The organism is Armatimonas rosea (assembly GCF_014202505.1).
Classification (GTDB): domain Bacteria; phylum Armatimonadota; class Armatimonadia; order Armatimonadales; family Armatimonadaceae; genus Armatimonas; species Armatimonas rosea.
Genome location: NZ_JACHGW010000001.1, coordinates 853,086 through 870,609 on the forward strand (window position 1 = coordinate 853,086; position 17,524 = coordinate 870,609).

Annotated in this window: 20 protein-coding genes; 8 read left to right on the plus strand and 12 right to left on the minus strand. The window is 64.8% G+C overall.

All coding sequences use genetic code 11. The features are described from left to right. From HNQ39_RS03785 to HNQ39_RS03800, 4 genes are all read right to left on the minus strand, one after another. On the minus strand, positions 1-1,410 hold the full coding sequence (locus HNQ39_RS03785) for a rhomboid family intramembrane serine protease (RefSeq protein ID WP_184192623.1): 1,410 nt from the start codon (positions 1,408-1,410) through the stop codon (positions 1-3). Positions 1,411-1,487: 77 nt separating this feature from the next. Continuing rightward, entirely contained in the window at positions 1,488-2,327 is an 840-nt protein-coding gene (locus HNQ39_RS03790) for a hypothetical protein (RefSeq protein WP_184192624.1), read from the minus strand. A 3-nt stretch (positions 2,328-2,330) separates the two neighbouring features. Beyond that, positions 2,331-3,170, minus strand: coding sequence for an EamA family transporter RarD (rarD, locus tag HNQ39_RS03795; protein WP_184192625.1), 840 nt, complete (start codon positions 3,168-3,170; stop codon positions 2,331-2,333). Then, on the minus strand, positions 3,167-4,210 hold the full coding sequence (locus HNQ39_RS03800) for an oxidoreductase (RefSeq protein ID WP_184192626.1): 1,044 nt from the start codon (positions 4,208-4,210) through the stop codon (positions 3,167-3,169). Before HNQ39_RS03800 ends, rarD begins: the two co-directional genes overlap by 4 nt. 29 nt (positions 4,211-4,239) lie before the next feature. Between HNQ39_RS03800 and HNQ39_RS03805 the strand changes: the two genes are divergently transcribed. Beyond that, positions 4,240-4,947, plus strand: a complete 708-nt coding sequence (locus HNQ39_RS03805; protein ID WP_184192627.1) for a polysaccharide deacetylase family protein — start codon at positions 4,240-4,242, stop codon at positions 4,945-4,947. Between the two features lie 43 nt (positions 4,948-4,990). Further along, complete coding sequence (locus tag HNQ39_RS03810; protein ID WP_184192628.1) at positions 4,991-6,091, plus strand: HEAT repeat domain-containing protein; 1,101 nt, start codon at positions 4,991-4,993, stop codon at positions 6,089-6,091. A gap of 4 nt (positions 6,092-6,095) precedes the next feature. Here the strand turns inward: HNQ39_RS03810 and HNQ39_RS03815 are convergent, their stop codons facing one another. The 4 genes from HNQ39_RS03815 to HNQ39_RS03830 all read right to left on the minus strand — a co-directional run bounded on the left by HNQ39_RS03815 (position 6,096) and on the right by HNQ39_RS03830 (position 9,270). Further along, positions 6,096-7,127 carry a hypothetical protein gene (locus HNQ39_RS03815; RefSeq protein ID WP_184192629.1) on the minus strand — a complete coding sequence of 344 codons (1,032 nt, stop codon included), beginning with the start codon at positions 7,125-7,127 and terminating at the stop codon, positions 6,096-6,098. Continuing rightward, positions 7,124-7,864 carry an LptA/OstA family protein gene (locus HNQ39_RS03820; protein ID WP_184192630.1) on the minus strand — a complete coding sequence of 247 codons (741 nt, stop codon included), beginning with the start codon at positions 7,862-7,864 and terminating at the stop codon, positions 7,124-7,126. Before HNQ39_RS03820 ends, HNQ39_RS03815 begins: the two co-directional genes overlap by 4 nt. Positions 7,865-8,010: 146 nt before the next feature. Beyond that, complete coding sequence (locus HNQ39_RS03825) at positions 8,011-8,742, minus strand: hypothetical protein (RefSeq protein ID WP_184192631.1); 732 nt, start codon at positions 8,740-8,742, stop codon at positions 8,011-8,013. A gap of 60 nt (positions 8,743-8,802) precedes the next feature. Further along, complete coding sequence (locus HNQ39_RS03830) at positions 8,803-9,270, minus strand: hypothetical protein (protein WP_184192632.1); 468 nt, start codon at positions 9,268-9,270, stop codon at positions 8,803-8,805. A gap of 196 nt (positions 9,271-9,466) precedes the next feature. Between HNQ39_RS03830 and HNQ39_RS03835 the strand changes: the two genes are divergently transcribed. Continuing rightward, positions 9,467-10,285 carry a nitronate monooxygenase gene (locus HNQ39_RS03835; protein WP_184192633.1) on the plus strand — a complete coding sequence of 273 codons (819 nt, stop codon included), beginning with the start codon at positions 9,467-9,469 and terminating at the stop codon, positions 10,283-10,285. Here the strand turns inward: HNQ39_RS03835 and HNQ39_RS03840 are convergent. Further along, positions 10,269-11,093 (minus strand): phytanoyl-CoA dioxygenase family protein, encoded by an 825-nt coding sequence (locus HNQ39_RS03840; RefSeq protein WP_184192634.1) that lies wholly within the window; start codon positions 11,091-11,093, stop codon positions 10,269-10,271. The genes HNQ39_RS03835 and HNQ39_RS03840 overlap by 17 nt on opposite strands. Before the next feature lie 43 nt (positions 11,094-11,136). Between HNQ39_RS03840 and HNQ39_RS03845 the strand changes: the two genes are divergently transcribed. Further along, on the plus strand, positions 11,137-11,970 hold the full coding sequence (locus tag HNQ39_RS03845; RefSeq protein WP_184192635.1) for a helix-turn-helix domain-containing protein: 834 nt from the start codon (positions 11,137-11,139) through the stop codon (positions 11,968-11,970). 2 nt (positions 11,971-11,972) lie between these two features. Here the strand turns inward: HNQ39_RS03845 and HNQ39_RS03850 are convergent, their stop codons facing one another. Beyond that, a complete protein-coding gene (locus tag HNQ39_RS03850; protein WP_184192636.1) occupies positions 11,973-13,319 on the minus strand; it encodes a peptide-N-glycosidase F-related protein in 1,347 nt (448 codons plus the stop codon). A 117-nt stretch (positions 13,320-13,436) separates the two neighbouring features. Continuing rightward, a complete protein-coding gene (locus tag HNQ39_RS03855) occupies positions 13,437-13,733 on the minus strand; it encodes a hypothetical protein (RefSeq protein ID WP_184192637.1) in 297 nt (98 codons plus the stop codon). 107 nt (positions 13,734-13,840) lie between these two features. Here HNQ39_RS03855 and HNQ39_RS03860 point away from each other — a divergent pair, with 107 nt between their 5' ends. Beyond that, a complete protein-coding gene (locus tag HNQ39_RS03860; protein WP_184192638.1) occupies positions 13,841-14,830 on the plus strand; it encodes an aldo/keto reductase in 990 nt (329 codons plus the stop codon). Positions 14,831-15,002: 172 nt separating this feature from the next. Here the strand turns inward: HNQ39_RS03860 and HNQ39_RS03865 are convergent, their stop codons facing one another. Further along, positions 15,003-15,596: a FumA C-terminus/TtdB family hydratase beta subunit gene (locus HNQ39_RS03865; protein WP_184192639.1), complete on the minus strand. Its 594-nt coding sequence runs from the start codon at positions 15,594-15,596 to the stop codon at positions 15,003-15,005. A 172-nt stretch (positions 15,597-15,768) separates the two neighbouring features. On the opposite strand from HNQ39_RS03865, the gene HNQ39_RS03870 reads away from it, so the two are divergent. The 3 genes from HNQ39_RS03870 to HNQ39_RS03880 are packed head-to-tail and all read left to right on the plus strand — an operon-like array spanning position 15,769 to position 17,495. Continuing rightward, on the plus strand, positions 15,769-15,984 hold the full coding sequence (locus HNQ39_RS03870) for a hypothetical protein (RefSeq protein WP_184192640.1): 216 nt from the start codon (positions 15,769-15,771) through the stop codon (positions 15,982-15,984). Next, the gene (locus HNQ39_RS03875) at positions 15,965-16,135 is read left to right on the plus strand and encodes a DUF2256 domain-containing protein (protein WP_184192641.1); all 171 of its coding nucleotides are present in this window, start codon (positions 15,965-15,967) and stop codon (positions 16,133-16,135) included. The genes HNQ39_RS03870 and HNQ39_RS03875 overlap by 20 nt, the downstream gene beginning before the upstream one ends. Then, positions 16,128-17,495 (plus strand): M20/M25/M40 family metallo-hydrolase, encoded by a 1,368-nt coding sequence (locus HNQ39_RS03880; RefSeq protein ID WP_184192642.1) that lies wholly within the window; start codon positions 16,128-16,130, stop codon positions 17,493-17,495. Before HNQ39_RS03875 ends, HNQ39_RS03880 begins: the two co-directional genes overlap by 8 nt. Positions 17,496-17,524 lie beyond the last annotated feature (29 nt).

Below are 17,524 nucleotides of genomic sequence, written 5' to 3' on the forward strand. Positions count from 1 at the left end.
CTATCCTCCGATAGGCCGTAGCCCGCTCGCCTCTGCGCTCTTGCCTTCGTCGTTGTAGCCAGGCTTGGGCGTATCGCCCTCAGCCTCGGGCTTGCGGCGGGGGGCTTGGAGTGTGGGCATGGTGTTTGGTGCAACTTCTGGTGCGGGAGCCCCTGTGGGTTTTGTGCTGGGTGCCTGGGGAGTGGGCATGGCTCCCGCGGGAGGCAGGGGGCTTCCGAGGCGCTGGAGGGCGGTGCGGGCGTAGGTGGACTGGGCACCGTTGGGGAAGCGGATCAGCTGCTCGGTGTAGAGCTGGACGGCGCGGGCCTTGTCGCCCATGCTCTGCTCGGTCAGGCGGGCGAGGCGCGCCCAGACCATCTCGGCATCGGGGCCGCTATCGCCAAACGACAGGACACGGCGCAGGAGCTGTTCCGCCTGGCCAAAGTCGCCCTCGCGCTCCTGGCGGGCCGCGAGGCGCAGCAGAATGCCCGTGGGGACCTCACCGGGGCCTGCTGCGAGCAGGAGGGCGAGGCGGGTGACGGTGTCAGGATCGCCCTCTTGGACAAGCTTATCGGCCTTTTCCAAAAAGAGCGAGCGAGCAAGCGGTGCGGTGTTGCCGAGGGGGCCAAAGAGCGCTTTATGGCAGAAGGTGGTCACTAGATCCAGATTATCCGGCTCGCGCTGGACGAGGGCTTCGAGGTCCTGGAGGGGCAGACCGTGGTAGTCGCCGCCGTACTCCGAGCGCAGGGCCTGGGCCTCCGATGCCTCGTGGGTGTCGCGGCGCTCACGGAGGGCGAGCACCAGCAGAAAGCCCGCCCCCGCCCCGCCGATATGGGCGAAGTTGGCCACGCCGCTCGCCATCCCAACCGTGGTGGTGAGGAAGCCATTGAGGATATCGAAGCCGAGGTAGTAGAGAATCACCCACTGCGCCTGCCACTCCGATGTCCAGCCGAGGCCCGCCGCGAAGCGCCAGTAGTTCCAGCCCCAGAAGATGCAGATACGGGCAAAGGGAAAGAGGTAGAGATAGGCCCCCGCTAGCCCCATGATCGCCCCCGATGCTCCCAGGCTGAAGCGCTCGGGCTGGAAGAGGCCGACCATGACCTCGTGCAGGCCATCGCCCGCAAGGCCGCAGAGTAGGTAGACCAGGAGGTACTTGCCAATCCCCAAGCGGCCCTCGACCGCCGCCCCAAAGAGCCAGAGAAAGAGCATGTTGCCCAGCAGGTGCATCAGGCTCCCGTGGAGGAACATGGAGCTGACCATGCGGACGGGCGAGAACGTGTTGTGGGAGAGCGCCCAGTCGTGGACAACGCCCTCACGAATCACGATAGCGTACTGGCTGGTGCAAAAAAAGATCAGTGAGTTGATAACGATCAGGCCGATCGTGGCGTAGGGAAATCTCTCGGGCGGATTCTTAGCGCGGTAGGGGATCATGCATCCTGCCTCCTTGAGCGAACTGACCCATTATAACGAGGAATAGTTGCGCAAAGAGGCAGAAAGGCCCGAAATAACTACCGGGCGTTGGTGAACCTATCGGTGGTGCGGTGGCCGTCTTTGTCGGGCTCGCCCTTGACAAGGTGCAGGTGGGCACGGCGGCCAACCGTGAGCTTCTCGAAGAGCTCTGCCGAGGTGCTGGCGATCTGGAGCGTGCGGACCGCGCCATCGTCGCGCTTGAGGGTGATGAGGCCGTCTTTCTTCTCGGTGACCTGTCCGGTCCAGGTGGAGAGGGCATCGTTCTTGGCCTGCTCGGCGGCGCTGGCGGAGTCGGCGACGATGCTGGCGAGCAGGTTGCCACTAGCCGACGACCGGGCGATCACGGCGACAGGGTTGTCAAGTGCAAAGTCGGTGGGCTTGGCGGGCTTGCCGCCCTTGAGAAAGCTCGTCTTTTCGGAGATGCGGAAGCGGGTTGTCTTGCCGTCTTTGTCCTTCGCATCGAGGTTGGTCAGCGACGACGTGACGACCGTGCCGGTGTAGATCGCTGTGGCAGTCTTCTTGGTCTCCGCGGCGGTGTCGGCGTCTTTCATGGCCCTCAGCACGCCCTCCGCGGGCCGGTCCGGGCGGATCGAGAGCCGCGCCGAGACATGGTCGTCGGGCTTGAAGTCCGTGAACTTGGCGAGCTCGTTTTTCTTGGTAAAGGCGGCGTCGGGTGCGATCGTCACCGAGAGAGCGGCCGTCCCATTGTCCGGCTGGAGGGTGAGGGTGTTCTTGGTGGCATCCAGCGCCGTGATCACCCCGACCACGGTCTTGGTCTGGGCGGCAGGGCGCTTTGTGCTGACGCGCTGGGGTGGGGTCTTTGTGGTCTCCTGTGGTGTGGAGAGACAGAGCAAGGTAAGGGCAAGAAGTGGGTTCATGGGCTATCGTGTCGGGCGGTTCTTGATCGAGTCAAAGATATAGACGATAATCGCCAGCCAGACGGTTCCCAGGAGCGCGGCGCGGTGCCAGGGAATCGGCTCGGGGGCGATCAGCTGGCCGCAGATAAACGTGATGGTCGGCCCTAGATACTGCAAGAGCCCGAGCGTGCTGAGCGGGACGCGGGGCACGGCGTGGCCAAAGAGCAGGAGCGGCGCGACCGTCACCGGGCCCGTGCCGATCAGCAGGAGCGCCTCGCGCGGGCTTCCCAGCGCGGCGTGCCGAACGAGCAGAAAGCCGAGGGCAAAGGGAAAGGCCACCGCGGTCTCCGCCGCCAGCGCGACCGTCCCCTCGACCCCCACGCCCTTGCGGACAAAGCCATAGAAGCTCCAGAGCCCCGCGATCAGGAGCGCCGCCCAGGGAAAGACCCGCAGGTCACCCAGGAGTGGGAAGAGCAGCGCCACCCCCGCCAGTGCGATCGAGACTTTTTGCAGGGGCCGGAGCTGCTCGCCCAGAAAGGCAACCCCTAGCAACGTATTGAGGAGCGGCACAATAAAATAGCCCAAGCTCGCCTCGACAAAGCGCCCGTTGATGGTCAGCCAGATGTAGAGCAGCCAGTTGGCCGTGAGCAAGAGAGTCGTGCCCCAGAGCTTGGGATTGCGGAGCGCGCGGAGAAACTCCTGGCCGCGCCGCTGGGAGAGCACCACGCCCAGGAGCAGGGGAAACGACCACGCCGCCCGGTGCGCGACGAGCTCCCAGGGATTGTGTCCATTGAGCTGCTTCCAGAAGAGCGGCACGAGCCCCCAGAGAACAAACGCCAGTACCCCCGACTGAATCCCAGTCATGCGCCGGGGTCCGTGCCCTGGTTGATCACCCGCCAGCTATCGTCGAGGACGGGCCGGGGGAGCTCGCCCTTTTGGGCCTTGTTGGCCCACTGGGAATCGACAATCAAGGCGCGGGCCAGCGCGACCGCTTCCGCATGTCCCTCATTGATGTAGTCCGTGGCTTCTTGGGGCGTGAGGATATTGCCCGCGACGATCCGGGGCTTGCTCGAAAACTGCCGTACCCAGTCCGAGAGCAGGGTCTCGGTGCCGAAGTAGCCACGCCGGGACTCGCGCCAGCAGGAGATGTCCCACGCATCCACTCCTGCGGCCTCCAGGGCGACCAGAAACGCTTGCAGGCTCTCAGGCGTGACCGGGGCATTGGGCGCATCGGGGGCATCGGCATGAATGGAGAAGCGGTAGAGGAGCGGGATCTGCGGGCCGATCGCCGCCCGCACGGCCTGGGTCACGGCGACGGGAAAGGCCAGCGGGTCGCCCCACTTGTCGGTGCGCTTGTTGACATCCTGTCGCCAGAACTGATGGAGAAGATAGCCGTGCGCGCCGTGGAGCTCCAGAAAGTCGCAGCCGGCCTCGATCGAGCGACGGGCACCCGCGGCAAAGTCGTCGATAATCTGCTCGATCTCGCCTTCTGTGAGCGCCCGCGCGGGATCGAAGCCCTCGCGTGTCCAGTCCGAGGCGCTGACGGGCTGCTGGCCCAGGAGCTTGTTCGAGCTGGCCGCGCCGCCGTGAAAGAGCTGTGTCCCAAAGAGCGCGCCGTGGGCATGGGCCACGTCGACACAGCGCCGCCAGCCGTCGGTGTAGCTATCGTCGGCGATTCCGACCGCATTTGCCCAGCCGCGCCCGCCCTGGGAGACAAAGACCGCCGCCCCGATCAGCGTGCCCGTCCCCCCCGCCGCCCGTCGCTCGTACCAGTCCACGATCCAGTCGGTGATGTGCCCCGACTCCGAGGCTTGGTTGAGGGTCATCGGGCCCATCACGACACGGTTGGGGAGCGCGGGAAAGTCGCCGCCAAGCGGGAGAGGGGAGAAGAGGGAGGTGTCCATGAGGGGAGTTTACCCGGTAAAATCGCCCTATGAGCCTTCCTGTGGTCCACCCAAGCGCCCGAAGAGCGCCGCGCACCCTGTTTCTGGTCTGGCACGATATCGTCCCCCGCGAGAAGCTTGTCTGGTTTGACACGACTCTTGCGGAGTTTCAGGCGCAGCTTAGGGCGCTGGAGAAGGCGAAGGTGCATCCTATCGCGCTGCCCCAAGTCGAGGCCTGGCTCACCACGGGGCAGAGCCCACCCCCGCCCAAGAGTGTCGTACTCTGCTTCGATGATAACACGCAGGGAATCTTTGACCTTGCTCTGCCTGAGCTGAAGCGCCGCGGCTGGCCCTTTGTGGTCTCGGCACACACCGCGTTTGTGGGTGTCAGGACCGGCAAGATGCACAACGACTGGGCGGCCCTCAAGGAGCTGGCACAGAGCAGCGCGACCATCGTCTCGCAGACCCACTCGCACCCCCCGGACCTGCGGACCTTTCCCGATACGAAGCTGGCCAAGGAGTTTGCGCTCTCGAAGGCCTCGATGGCAAAGCACCTAGGAACCACGCCGCGCTATGTCACGTATCCGTCGGGGAAGTGGGACGCACGGGTCGCGGCGGCGGCGCAGGCGGCGGGCTACACGCTGGGCCTCACGGAGGACTTTGGCTGGGCGGAGCGCTCCCCCCATCGCCTGGGAATCTTGCGCTACTCCACCCACCGCCGCTGGGCGGAGGCACTCCAGGCGCTTACGACAAGATAATGATCTCTATATCCGTCTTCGGCGTGCCAATAATCTGCCTAGAATGAATGACTCGGCTCTCAGGGAGCTTCCGAAACCTCGACGTAAAGAAGCGGAGGCAGTCTCGTTTGATCCGGAGACGACAGCACTCTTGGCGCGACTCGGCTCCCCGGAGTGGCAGGAGCGGGTGCAGGTTGCGGAGCTTCTGGGAGAGCGGCAGGAGCCGGCTCTGGTGCGGCACCTGGTTCAGCAGCTCGCCGCCCCGGACTTCCGGGTGCGCCGTGCGGCGGCCGAGGCACTGGGGCACATGGGGGCGTTCGCGGCCGACGAGCTTCTGGGAGCGCTTACCCACAAGAGTGACCTGGTGCGTCAGTCCGCGCTGGCTGGCCTGCGTGTGGCGGAGAAGGCGGCCTACCCGGCTCTCTTTGCGGCGGCGCGGGGCAAGCAGGTCACACGCCGCCGGGCCGCGATCGAGGCGCTGGGGGCGCTGCGTGTCTTTGGAAGTGTGGCGATCCTCAAGGAGTGTCTCCTAGACCCCGATGCAGAGTCACGCTGGCGAGCGGCGGCGGCCCTAGGCGAGCTCCGGGCGCTCCAGGCGGTTCCTGAGCTCTTGGACGTGCTCCTCGACGACGATGACCAGGTGCGCTGGGCGGCGGCGACCGCGCTGGGGCAGCTGGGGGACCGGCTTGCCGTCGAGTCGCTCTTGGGGGCGCTACAGGATAGCAGTGAGGGCGTCCGCAGCGCGGCGGCATGGGCCTTGGGCGAGATCGGGGATGCCCGCGCGATCTTCTCCCTCACCCCGCTGGCACAGGCAGGTGCCCCCGATGTCCGGCGTGCCGCGATTCTGGCCCTCGGAAAACTCAACGACCCCGTGGGGCAGGCCGTGGTCTTGGCCCTGCTCCACGATCCCAGCACCGAGCTCCGGCTGGTCGCGATCGAGGCGCTTGCCCTCATGGGAGGAAGCGAGGGCCTACGAGCGCTCCTAAACTTGCTCGGGGAGAGCGATGCGACCGTGCGCCACGCGGCTCTGGAGGCTGTGGTGGGCTTTGGTCACACGGCGGAGGCTCCCCTGAAGACCTACTTAGCCCGCTCCACGGGCTGGGCCGCGACAACCGCCCAAGAGGCACTGGATCGTCTCTGGCGGGAGCGCCGCCGGGCCGCGTGAGCCGCTAGCCCCAGTGACGAATCTGCTCTTTGACCGGCGCGACTCCCTCGGGTACGACAATCACCCCGGCGACCCCACGCTCTAGAAGCTCCTCTAGTCCCAGAAGCTGCCCAAAGACCCACTCCACGCGCACTCGAAGCGGCACTTGCTCCCAGGGGGGCGTCTCAGGGTTGGGGGCGTCGAAGTCCCCCGTGAGGCTGATGGTCTCCTCAAAGCCCGGGAGCTCCCCGGCCAGCGAGGCAAGGCGTGGGAGCTCGGCGCGCTGGTTTTCCTCTTGAAGCTCCTCGACAAGCTCGCGTAGCTCGGTGCGCAGGGTCTCCAGAGAGAGCGGGAGCTCGTCGGGGTGGAGGCACCAGCGCAGGCGCGAGCGTGCCGCCAGCCGCACAACTCCCTCGGGATCGAGACTCTCAAAGGGCAGGGCTAGGGCTAAGTCCCCTCCGCCCACCAGTGCCTGCGCTGCCCAGAGCGCCTCTTCTTCCCAAGGCCCGTCGGTGAGCAGTAGGCCGTCGGCACCCGCTGCCATCGCGGCCTCGGCCTCCGCGAGGCTCGTGGCGTGGCCCCAGACCGCGATGGCGACCCCCTCGGTGGTGAAGGCGGGGAAGTTCTGCTCATCCAGGAGGACACGCGGCTGGTGCTTTGCCTGGAGCCGGGCGACCTCAAAGGCGCTGGGCTCGACCGTCACGCGGCCCCGTTCGGGCTCCAGGAGCAGGAGCTCGCCCTCGCCCACCGCGAGCAGGGCCTCGTCCACTCCCGCGATCAGGACGACCCCTTCGGGGAGCTGTGGCGGACGTGTGGGGAGCCGCTCGGAGATCACTCCATTGAGGGCTGCGCCTTGTGGCAGGGGCAGCAAGAGGGCCGTGGCCGGGTCCTCCGCGACCAGCACCAGGCCCATCGGGACATCCTCGCGCCGTCGCCAGCGGTCCAGCTCGACCAGCAGGGTCTCATCGAGGGTGGCGCGTCCCCCTGCAAGATCGAGCCGGGCGGCACGGCCCATCGCATGGCCCGTTCCAAAGCCCTGCCCCGTTAAGGTCTTCACGGCAGGCCGTCTCCGTCGTCTTTCTCGCCCTTGATCTTCGTGCCCAGCTTGACCGGGGAGAAGTCCAGGGTCTCGGCGCCCTCTTTGAGGATGGCATCGGCGAGGTCGCCCAGGATCTGATCGCCCTTGTCACTCACCGCGACCACGTTGCCCTTGATGATCACGTGCTCCTCGGTACCGAAGTACTCCAGGCTGCTGCCGGTGATGGTCCAGTTTTTCTCTTTGTGCTTGAAGGTGATCTTGACATTGGTGTCGGTGAAGCCGTGTTTTTGCTTCCACCAGTAGCGCAGCTTGTCGCAGGTGATGGTCACGGGGCTCTTGAAGTCCTTGCGGGGGGAGTTGACCGTGGCCTTGGGGTTGTCCTGCTTGGGCCGCGCCACAATCTTGACATCGCCCGTCAGGTCGGCGTAGCGTAGCTCGTTTTTATAATAGGCGACTCCACTATTACTGTTGAGCGTGTTCTGTGTATCTTCGATTCTGAGCTTGCCGGGGGCGCTGGCAATCCTTGTTTTCTCATTGTAGAGGACTGTATCGGAGACAAATTTGACATCTTTGTGGGAGAGCTGGGCATCGCCCTTGAGGGTCCAGAGTTCTCCTTGGGGGGTCGATCTCCAGGTCATGAGCTTGCCATAGGGGTAGTAGTCCGGGTCCTGACTATTTTCGGGCTCAGGAGGAGTCGCCGGTGGAGTAATCTGTACTTGCTTGGGAGCTGTGGGAGGTGTTTTGGGCAACAGCACGGGGGCGACTCCAGCAGGTTTATTGGCCGGAGGTTTTGGGGTTTGGCCTGTGGGCTTTGTGCTTGAAGCTGGGGGCTTGGTTTGAGCGAAAAGACCTGCTGTGGTTAGAGCACAGGCGACAGTAAAAACCAGGCTGGGATAGGCTTTCATAGGGTATCAATTTCATCTTTACGGGCACGGATTCGCCCCCGAAACTCCGTCAGGGAGAACTCATGTGTTTCAACATTTAGAGTGAGATCACGTCCATAGACTTCATCATTCTTCTCTGTCAAGAGCTTAATCTCACCGTCGCAGGTAACCACTTTCGAGCCGACTTCGTAGCGCAGGTGGCTGCTGCGGATCGTGAGCTTGCCGAGCGAGGCGGGGAGCTCGCCGCGGGTGGGCTTGTCGGGGGGGAGGACGATGACCTGGATCGAGCCAGTGGCGAGAAAGACCTTTGCCTTGGTATCAAAGGTCGCGGTGGGGGCGGAGAGGGTCGCGCGGGGCTTGCCTTTCTGCAGGAGAGTCGTCTCTAGGCCGCGCGGGAAATCGAGCTTGGTCTGGTCGGTGAAGACGGCATCAGGGGCGCTGAGCTGGGCGGCGGGCTGGTTCTGGTCGAGGAGGGTGACCTTGAGGCCCTCGGGGAAGCGCATGGTGCGCCGGTCCCGCTCCGTGTCGATAACGGTCGCGGCCAGGACCCAGGCGCGCTGCGCGTTTTCGTAGCCGGTGACCTGGACCCCGCGGAAGCGCACGGAGACATTGGCGCTGGGGGGCGGTGCGATCGCGGCCGCGAGGTTGAGGGCACCGCTCTGCTGGGCTCGGCGCAGGGCGAGGCCCGTGCCCAGGGTGAGCAGGAGGGCTACCAGGACTAGCAGGAGGCGCTGTACTCGCTCACTCATGGTTCCGAAAGAACAACTCCCGACACAAAGGCCGGGAGTCTGTCGGTGTAGTGCTCGTCGCTAGTCAAGCGGCGGCGGTGGTGGTGGGCCATCCTTGCTGAAGAGCTTGATGACACCTAGATTACGTGTCTGCCCCTCAGCGGTTGCTCCCACTGCGATACCGGGACTGACAACATTGACTGCGACACCATTGACAGTGGCGCTGTTGTAGAAGTTATTACTCGGCCCCACGACGGTTGCGTAGAGAGTCCCGCCCGTTGCAGGAGCTTTCAGGCTGAAGTTACCGTTCACATCGGAGGCAGTATTAACTCCATTGAAGGAGACAACCGCACCCGCGACGGACTGATCTCCGTTGTAGGAGTCAACCACTCGCCCCGTAAGAACCGCGAGCTTGCTTGGGTCGGGTGTTGGGCTTGCTGGTGGATCGCCACCATCACCCCCACCACAACCTACCAACGGCACTATCAGGAGCGCACTGAGCGCTAGGACAACCGCGTAGCGATGGCTCTTGCCAAAGATCATTCCCATCCTCCAGGCCGCACCGATAGGCCAGCCAAAATGACAGTAGAGAGTATAGCCGAAAGCCGGGCCTCTTTGCAACCCGCTCTACTCACTATAGATTGACCATTCCTCTGCGATGTTCCTTCATGCCCCCCAGAAAATTTATTGGGACGGGGAAGGCGTGGGGTGCAGAGGGCAAGGGAAGTGCCGTATATTGAGGGAGATGAGCTCTCTGCGACTGCCCCTCGTGGCTCCGATTGTCCAGGCTCCACTGGGAGTCTGTGATGGGCCACGGCTTGCGGCAGCGGTCTCACGTGCGGGGGGGCTGGGGACGCTTACCTTCTGTGCTCCGTCGGTCGAGGTGACCCGAGTGCGTCTCGCGCGACTGCGGACACTCACGCACCGTCCGGTTCTGCTTGCTTTTACCGCGGAGTGGGAGAAGGAGCAAGTGCTGGAGCTCTGTCTGGAGCAGGGGTTTCGCCACTTCCAGGTCTTCTGGTGGAACGGACCACGCCTGATCCGCCGGATTCACGCCGGTGGCGGTGTTGCGCTCTGGCAGGTGGGCACCGATGGCCAGGTCGAGGAGGCGCTCCACCACGGGGCCGATGGGCTGGTTCTTCAGGGAACCGAGGCCGGTGGCCAGGTTCGGAGCCCCCATACCCTTGATGATTTTATTCCCCGTGTCCGCACGAGTGTCGGCCCTGCGTTTCCGCTGGTGGCGGGAGGGGGGCTGGCGACCCGCAGTGATGTTCAGGCGGCTCTCGCACGTGGGGCCGATGCCGCACTTCTAGGGACGCGCTTCCTTCTCACCGAGGAGGCCTTGGCCCCGCGCGTCCACAAGTACCGCCTTCTTCGTGCCCAGAGCCACCAGCTCGAGCTCGACACGCGCCTTGTGGGGCAGTGGCCCTGCTCCCCGCGCCGTCGCCTACCGACCGCCACGCTCCCCGACACGCCCAGCCTCTACGCCGGCGAGGGGCTCTCGCGCATGCACGAGCTCCCCACCGCCGCCGCGGTCGTCCGTCGGCTTAGTGCGGGCCTTTAACCTCCATCCACGTCCCACCGCAGGGGCCGCCCATCGTGGACTCCGGGAAGCCGACCGGGTTACCGTCGAAGTCGAGGCAGTTGTAGTAGTGCGAGAGCTCTGCGGAGGCCTTGGGGACATAGTGGCAGATAAAGGCGCGCCGAAACCGGTCCTTGCTGGTGTTGGGGTAGGAGCCATGGATCACCGAGCCATTGAAAAAGAGCGTGTCGCCCGCCTTCATATTGATCGGAACCGCCTCCATCCCCTCGGGGATATCGACATGCTGGTCGGTGAAGAAGAGGGTCTTGTCGGCGGGGGTGGGGCAGAGCACCGGGAGCGTGTGTGAGCCGGGAACCGCGACCATCCCCCCGTTTTCCTGGTCCACATCGTCGATTGCGGTCCACGCGGCGTAGCACGTATCCGGGGCGACACGGAGGTAGTAGTTGTCTTGGTGCAGGTCCTGGCCGCGCGCTCCGGCGGGCTTGAAGTAGAACATGCTCTGCGCCGCGACCGGCTCTTCGTCCATCAGCAGGTGCAGAAACTCCTCCACCCGGCTATCCAGCATGTAGCGCATCGAGAGCGGCCCCACCAGCTTATCCGTGTGCTTGTGGGGGTGCATCATCCGGGGATAGAACGCCAGTGGGTCGCTCTCCGAGTAGCCGTCCTTACCCCCCCGCCGAATCTCCGAGAGCCCCTCCACCGGGCCGTCGGCGTTCTGCGCCATAAACGTCGTCTTGATGCTCTCCACATCGTCGGGAGAGAAGAGGCCCGGCACCACCACAAACCCATCGCGGTGAAATGCCTCCGCCCATACAGCTAGGTTTTCCATAGTGATAAGATACGGCTAGAATTTTTTAGAGAAAAGGGAGAGCATGGCTGAAAACTTAAAATATTCTGCTAGTCGCCGCGATGACTATACTCCCAGCGCGGCTCCGATTGTCACCGGCGTTTTGCAGGGCGACTCGCGCTACACGACCTGGCGTGCGCGAGGGACACAGGACTACCTCCTGATGCTCACGCTCACGGGCTGCGGCCGCGTGGGCCATGCCCGCGGCGAGGTGCGGGTCGAGCCGGGCGAGCTGGTGCTGATCCGTCCGGGCACACGCCACGACTACGGCACGGCGCGGGGGGCGTCCCACTGGGAGCTGGTCTGGGCACACTTTCAGCCGCGGCCGCACTGGCTGGAGTGGCTCACCTGGCCCGAGCCGGCTCCCGGAATCCTGCACCTTGCTCTGACCAGTGAGCAGAATGCGCTCGTGGAGAGTGCTCTGCGCCTCATGGACACCCGCGCACGGAGCGCGGCACCGCACCGCGCCGCGTGGGCGATGCACGGCCTGGAGGAGGCTCTGCTCCACTGCGCGGCGGCCCTGCCCTCGGCCCAGCGCCACGACTCCCGGGTCGCGGCCGCGATGGCCTACCTGATCGAGAACCTGGCGCAGCCCCTCACCCTCACCGAGGTTGCCGCGTCCACGGGGCTCTCGGTCTCACGGCTCTCGCACCGCTTCAAGGACGAAGTCGGGATCACGCCGGGGCAGTTTCTGGAGCGGGAGCGCCTCGCCCGCGCCGCGCAGCTGCTCCAGCTCACCACGCGCCCCATCGCCGCCATCGCCGAGGAGGTGGGCTTCGCCAGCCCGATCCACTTCTCCCTGCGCTTCAAGAAAGCCTTTGGCCACAACCCACGCGCCTTTCGCAAGCTCGTCCCCTGAGGTTAGGGTTTTCGGTAGAGAATGAGGTAGCTGGCGAAGGTGTGGTTGGCGGGGAAGCCTTTCTCGGGGGTGGGGTTGGAGTAGGGCTGGAGCTCGTAGGCGAGGCGCAGGGACTTGCCCGGAGCGACGGCGGAGGTCAGATCGACGATCCACGGCGCGACCACATCGCCGGGTGCCCAGCCGGCGCGGGAGAACTTCCAGGTGCCGCCCTGGGGGCGACAGGGATTGAGGTAGACATCCTCTTTCCAGAGCCGGTTGGTGAACGTCCGGCCATCGCAGTGGAGCTTGCGCCAGAGCGGGTGGAACTCCCCCGCATTGAGCGCATTGGGCGAGCCGCCGTGCCCCGTAACAATCGAGTAGAACGCCGCTCCCGTGGTCTCGCGGTCCAGCGGGACGGTCTGGGGAACCAGAAATCTCTCAATGGGATCGTCGGCGAGCCCGATCTTGGCCACGCCGTTCCAGAGCTTGACCACTTTATAGGGCTCACGGGCGATGGCTCCGGGATAGAAGTCAAAGTCAATCGAGACCAGCCAGCCCTCGGAGTAGGTCTCACAGGCGAGCTCCAACGTCTGCTTGCCGCGTAGCAGGGGCAGGAAGTCCGTGAGATCGACCCGCCACTGCCAGGCCTTTCGGTAGGGGGTGATCCAGCGCAGGAGCTCGTAGCGCTCCCCGGACTCGTCGGTGAGGAAGAGCTGGGCGAGGCGGTCCCACGGGTCGATCCCCTTGGGGGTGTTCTCCAGGATGAGCGTGCAGACCACCCGCCCGATCCCCGCGACCGAGTCCGGGAAGGCGACGGTGCTCTTGACTTTATGGTGCTGGGCATCGTTGAGGGCCTTGGTGAAGGCCGCGACACGCACGGGCTTGCTCCGGCGCAGGGGCGCGCCCACCCGCCGGCTCACCAGCACCGCGTTGTCGGCGCCCAGGAGTGTGGGCTGGAGCCCGATTATCTCGACATCGGGGATAAAGTAGCGCTCGTAGAGGGCGTCTGGCCCGACCGTGAGGGTGAGCTCAATCCCCCCTACCACCTCTTCGAGCACGAGCGAGAGCGGCTCGCTCAGGGGGCGAGGCGCGAGGCGGTTGGCCAGCTCACGCCCGTTGTGGTGGAGCGAGACCTCGCGCTGGGGGTGGTTCTCGATATTGCCCAGCGGCCCAAAGTAGATCTCGCGCTGGCTGGCTCCGGGCGGGGGCGGCGGGTTGAAGAGGTCGAAACCCAGCGCAAAGACACCCGGAAGGTTCGGCTCTGCGGGATCGTCGAGTGTGGGCAGTGTCGCGTTTTTGGGCAGGAGCGCGAGGGCATAGCCTTTTGAGTTGGGTGGGGAGTCGATCCGCCACTGGGCTTCGAGTCGCATAGGGGCATTATACTTTGAAGAAACCCGGACAACGAGGTAAACCCGGACAACGAAAAGCCCGCACAACGAGTGTCCGGGCTTGAGAGGGCTACGGCTGCCTTCGCAGCCATTAAACTGTTACTCGCTGGTGGGGCGCACCGTGAGCTTGTGCTCGCGCTCTAGGCGCTCTGCCTGCTCCAGGCACACCTGGGCGGCCTGGGGGCGGTGCAGGACATTGGCATAGACATGGGCCTGGGCACGGTAGCCCCGGATCGTCTGAAGCAGCCGCTGCTCACGGGTGAGGGGGCTCACCCGCGCGACCTGGCGTCGGAGGGGCGGCAAGGTGGGGTCGGCGGGGGGCTGCAGGTAGCGGGTCAATCCGGCGGCGACACAGGGGACGCTCAAATAAAACAACACTGACTTGGGTATACGCATTTTGGATCTCCTTATATAGAGAGACAGCTCTCTCCTACTCTTAGATACGCTTGGTGCCGAATTAATCATCGGCAGCGCCAAGAATTTTTCCAGGTACACTGAGCGCTATGGAATATCGTAAGCTGGGCCGGACGGGCCTCTTTGTCTCGGAGCTGTGTTTAGGGACCATGCAGTTTGGCTGGTCAACCGACGAGCCAACGTCGCATGCGGTGATGGATGCCTATGTGGAGGCGGGCGGGACCTTCCTGGATACCGCCGATATCTACACGACTTGGGCGGGTGATGCGAGCTACGGCGGCAAGACTGAGGAGATCATGGGGCGCTGGTTTGCGGCCCGTGGCAACCGGGAGAAGGTGATCCTGGCGAGCAAGGTCCGTGGGCGCATGACCCCCGGCCCCAACGGCGAGGGACTCTCACGCAAGCGGGTGATCCAGTGCTGTGAGGAGTCGCTCCGCCGCCTCCAGACCGACTATCTCGATCTCTACCAGTGCCACTGGGTGGACCTCAACACGCCCATTGAAGAAACTCTGGCGGCGATGCAGACTCTGGTGGAGCAGGGGAAAGTCCGCTATATCGGGGCGAGCAACTACCCCGCGTGGCGGCTGATGGAGGCGCTCTGGCACTCCGACAAGCGCAGCTACCCGCGCTTTGATAGCTACCAGCCCGAGTACAACCTGATGGACCGCCAGCTCTTCGAGTACGAGGCGATGCCGCTGTGCAAGCACTATGGCCTGGGCGTGATTCCCTACTCGCCTCTCGCGGGGGGCTTTCTGACGGGCAAGTACCGTGCAGGCTCCGAGAAGCCCAATAGCGTCCGCGCCGATGGCGCACTAAATCGCTACGGCAACGAGCGCGGCTGGGCCGTGATCGATGCCCTGGAGCAGATCGGCAACGACAACGGCAAGACAGTCGCACAGACCGCGCTGGCGTGGCTACTGACCAACCCTGTCGTGACCTCGCCGATCATCGGGGCCAACAACCCGGAGCAGCTCAAAGACAGCTTGGGCGCGGCGGGCTACCGCCTTAAACCTGAGGAGCAGAGCCGCCTGAGCGAGCTGACCAAGTGGGTGCGCAACGGCCGCCCGATCTGGGATTAATCGCCGCATTTAGATCGCCCCCGTTGTAGGGGGGCGTCTAACTGTCGTCGCAGGCTCCGACACGAAGGACGCTACGCGCCCATAATTCGGTATGGCCGGAGGCCTTTGTGTCCGAGGCACGAGGACAGCAAGACGCCCCCCTCCCACGGGGGCGATCTAAAACGCGGACGCTCTACCCCAGCGCGGCTTTGAGCTTATCCAGCGAGCTCGCTTGGACTTCCTCGTGGAGCGAGCCGCCGTGGGAGTCCATGGTGACGATGCAGGGGAAGTCTTTGACCTGGAGCACCCAGATCGCCTCGGGGGAGCCGAACTCCTCTTTGAAGTAGACATCCTCGACCCCTAAGATGCACTCCGCGTAGACCTGGGCCGCGCCACCGACCGCGTGCAGGTAGACCGCGCCCTCGCTCTGGCAGGCACCGAGGGTCTTGAGGCCCATTCCGCCCTTGCCAATCACGCCGCGCAGGCCGTACTTGGCGATCAAGTCGGCCTGGTAGGGCTCCTCACGGATCGACGTGGTCGGGCCCGCCGCCGTGATCCGATACGTCTTCTTGCCGCCTTCTTCGCCCTCGACCACGACCGGGCCGCAGTGGTAGATAATCCCGCCGCTGAAGTCCACACCCTCGGGGAGGGCACCGCCGCTGGCCAAGTACTTGTGGACCGCATCACGACCCGTAAAAATCCGCCCCGAGATTAAAACCTCGTCGCCTGCCTTGAGCTGCCGGATGCTCGCTTCGTCTACCGGCGTTGTTAGTCTCACCTGCGCCATAGACCAGAGTATACCCGCTTCGCCTCCCCGAGGCAGTGGCGACACTTTGCCAACGTTTTGCCGGTAGAGTAGGAGGCGGTATATAGATTTTTAGTGTTTTGTGTGAGATTTACCACAGTGGGAGCTACCTGCCGAACAAAAGCTTGGTCTAAACCGACAAAGGTTTGGGGACATGCAAAACGATAAGCCAGAAAAACCGTGCCACATTGCACTTCAGCTCAACCCGCACGAGGCGGATGCGCTGCTGAACCTGCTCCTGTGTGCCCCTGAGACAGACGAGGTCTCCGAGGAGATGACCTCGAACCTGCTGCGCCGCATCGCGGAGGCACAGCGCGCCCTGATGCGCCCCCACGGGGTAAACTCAGGCAATGAAGACCCAAGCGCCTAAGGCCGCGTCTCCCTGCCGAAATCCCCACAACCTCCCCACGAAGGTCTGCCCCACCTGCCAGCGTGCGTTCACCTGGCGCAAGAAGTGGGAGCGTGACTGGGAGAGCGTCCGCTACTGCTCCGATGCCTGCCGGAGGAAGAAAGATGCCTGAGACACTCTCCCAAGCGCTCGCTGCTGCCCTTCCGACGGTTCTAGACGAGCTGGCGGAGCTGGTCGCCATTCCCTCGGTCGCGGCCAAGCCCGACTCACCGATGACTCTCTGTGCGGAGAAGGTGGCCGAGCTCTACCGCAAGCGTGGCCTCACGGCGCAGCTCGTCCCCACCGACGGTGGCCCGACCGTGGTCTATGCCGAGGACCGGAGCGCGGGGGTGGAGGCCCCGACCGTGCTCTTCTACAACCACTACGATGTCCAGCCCGCCGAGCCCTTTGCGCTCTGGGAGAGCGATCCGTGGATCCTCCGGCGCGACGGCGACTTTCTCTACGGGCGGGGGAGCTCCGACGACAAGGGGCATATCGCCTGCCGCTTGCTGGCGCTGGATGCCCTGAAGACGCTCCATGGCGGCACGCTACCGGTCAATGTGAAGGTGCTGGTCGAGGGCGAGGAAGAGGTAGCCAGTGTGCACCTCGTGGACTGGATCGAGCGGCATCGCGCGCTCCTCGCCGCTGATGTCACGCTCTGGGAGTTTGGGGGAGTAAATGCCGCGGGGCAGCCGGAGCTGATCTGTGGCCTGCGTGGGATCGCGACCTTTGAGCTCCGCGCCAAGACAATCGCCCACGATGCCCACAGCGGGGTGGGGGGGACCATTCTCCCCAACGCGGCCTGGCGGCTGGTGCACGCGCTGGCGAGCCTCAAGGGTCCCGATGAGCGCATCCAGATCCCCGGGCACTACGACTTAGCGCTGCCCGCCACCCCCGCCGACCTGGATCTCCTCGCGCAGCTCTCGCCCGAGCTGGAGGCCGACCTGAGGGCGGAGTTTGGGGTCGCGCACTTTCTCGGGGAGGCGACTGGCACGGAGCTGCACCGCCGCGCGATCTTCGAGCCGAGCTGTACGATCAACGGCCTCTGGAGTGGCTACCAGGGCGCGGGCGTCAAGACCGTCCTCCCCGCCGAGGCCACCGCCAAGCTGGACTTCCGCCTCGTCCCGGACATGGACCCCGAGGTCGTGCACCAGAGCCTGTGTGCCTACCTCGCCGACCAAGGCTTCTCCGATATCGAGGTGGTCTATCTGGGCGGGCAGCGGCCAGGGCGTGTCTCGCCGGACCATCCTCTGATCCAGCTCGCCGCTCAGACCGCCGAGGCGGTCTATGGGACGCCTGCTAGCATTGTCCCGCTCTCGCCGGTCACCGGGCCGGTACATCCCTTTGCGGTGGGCCTTGGGCAGCCGATCGCCACGATTGGCTGTGGCTACCCCGGCGCACGGGTCCATGCCCCCAACGAGAACCTGCGGGTCTCGGACCTCCTGCGCGGCGCGGAGCACACGGCGCGGTTCCTCATGGCTCTGATAAAATAACCTAGCAAAAGTCGGGGTTTTTCGGGGAA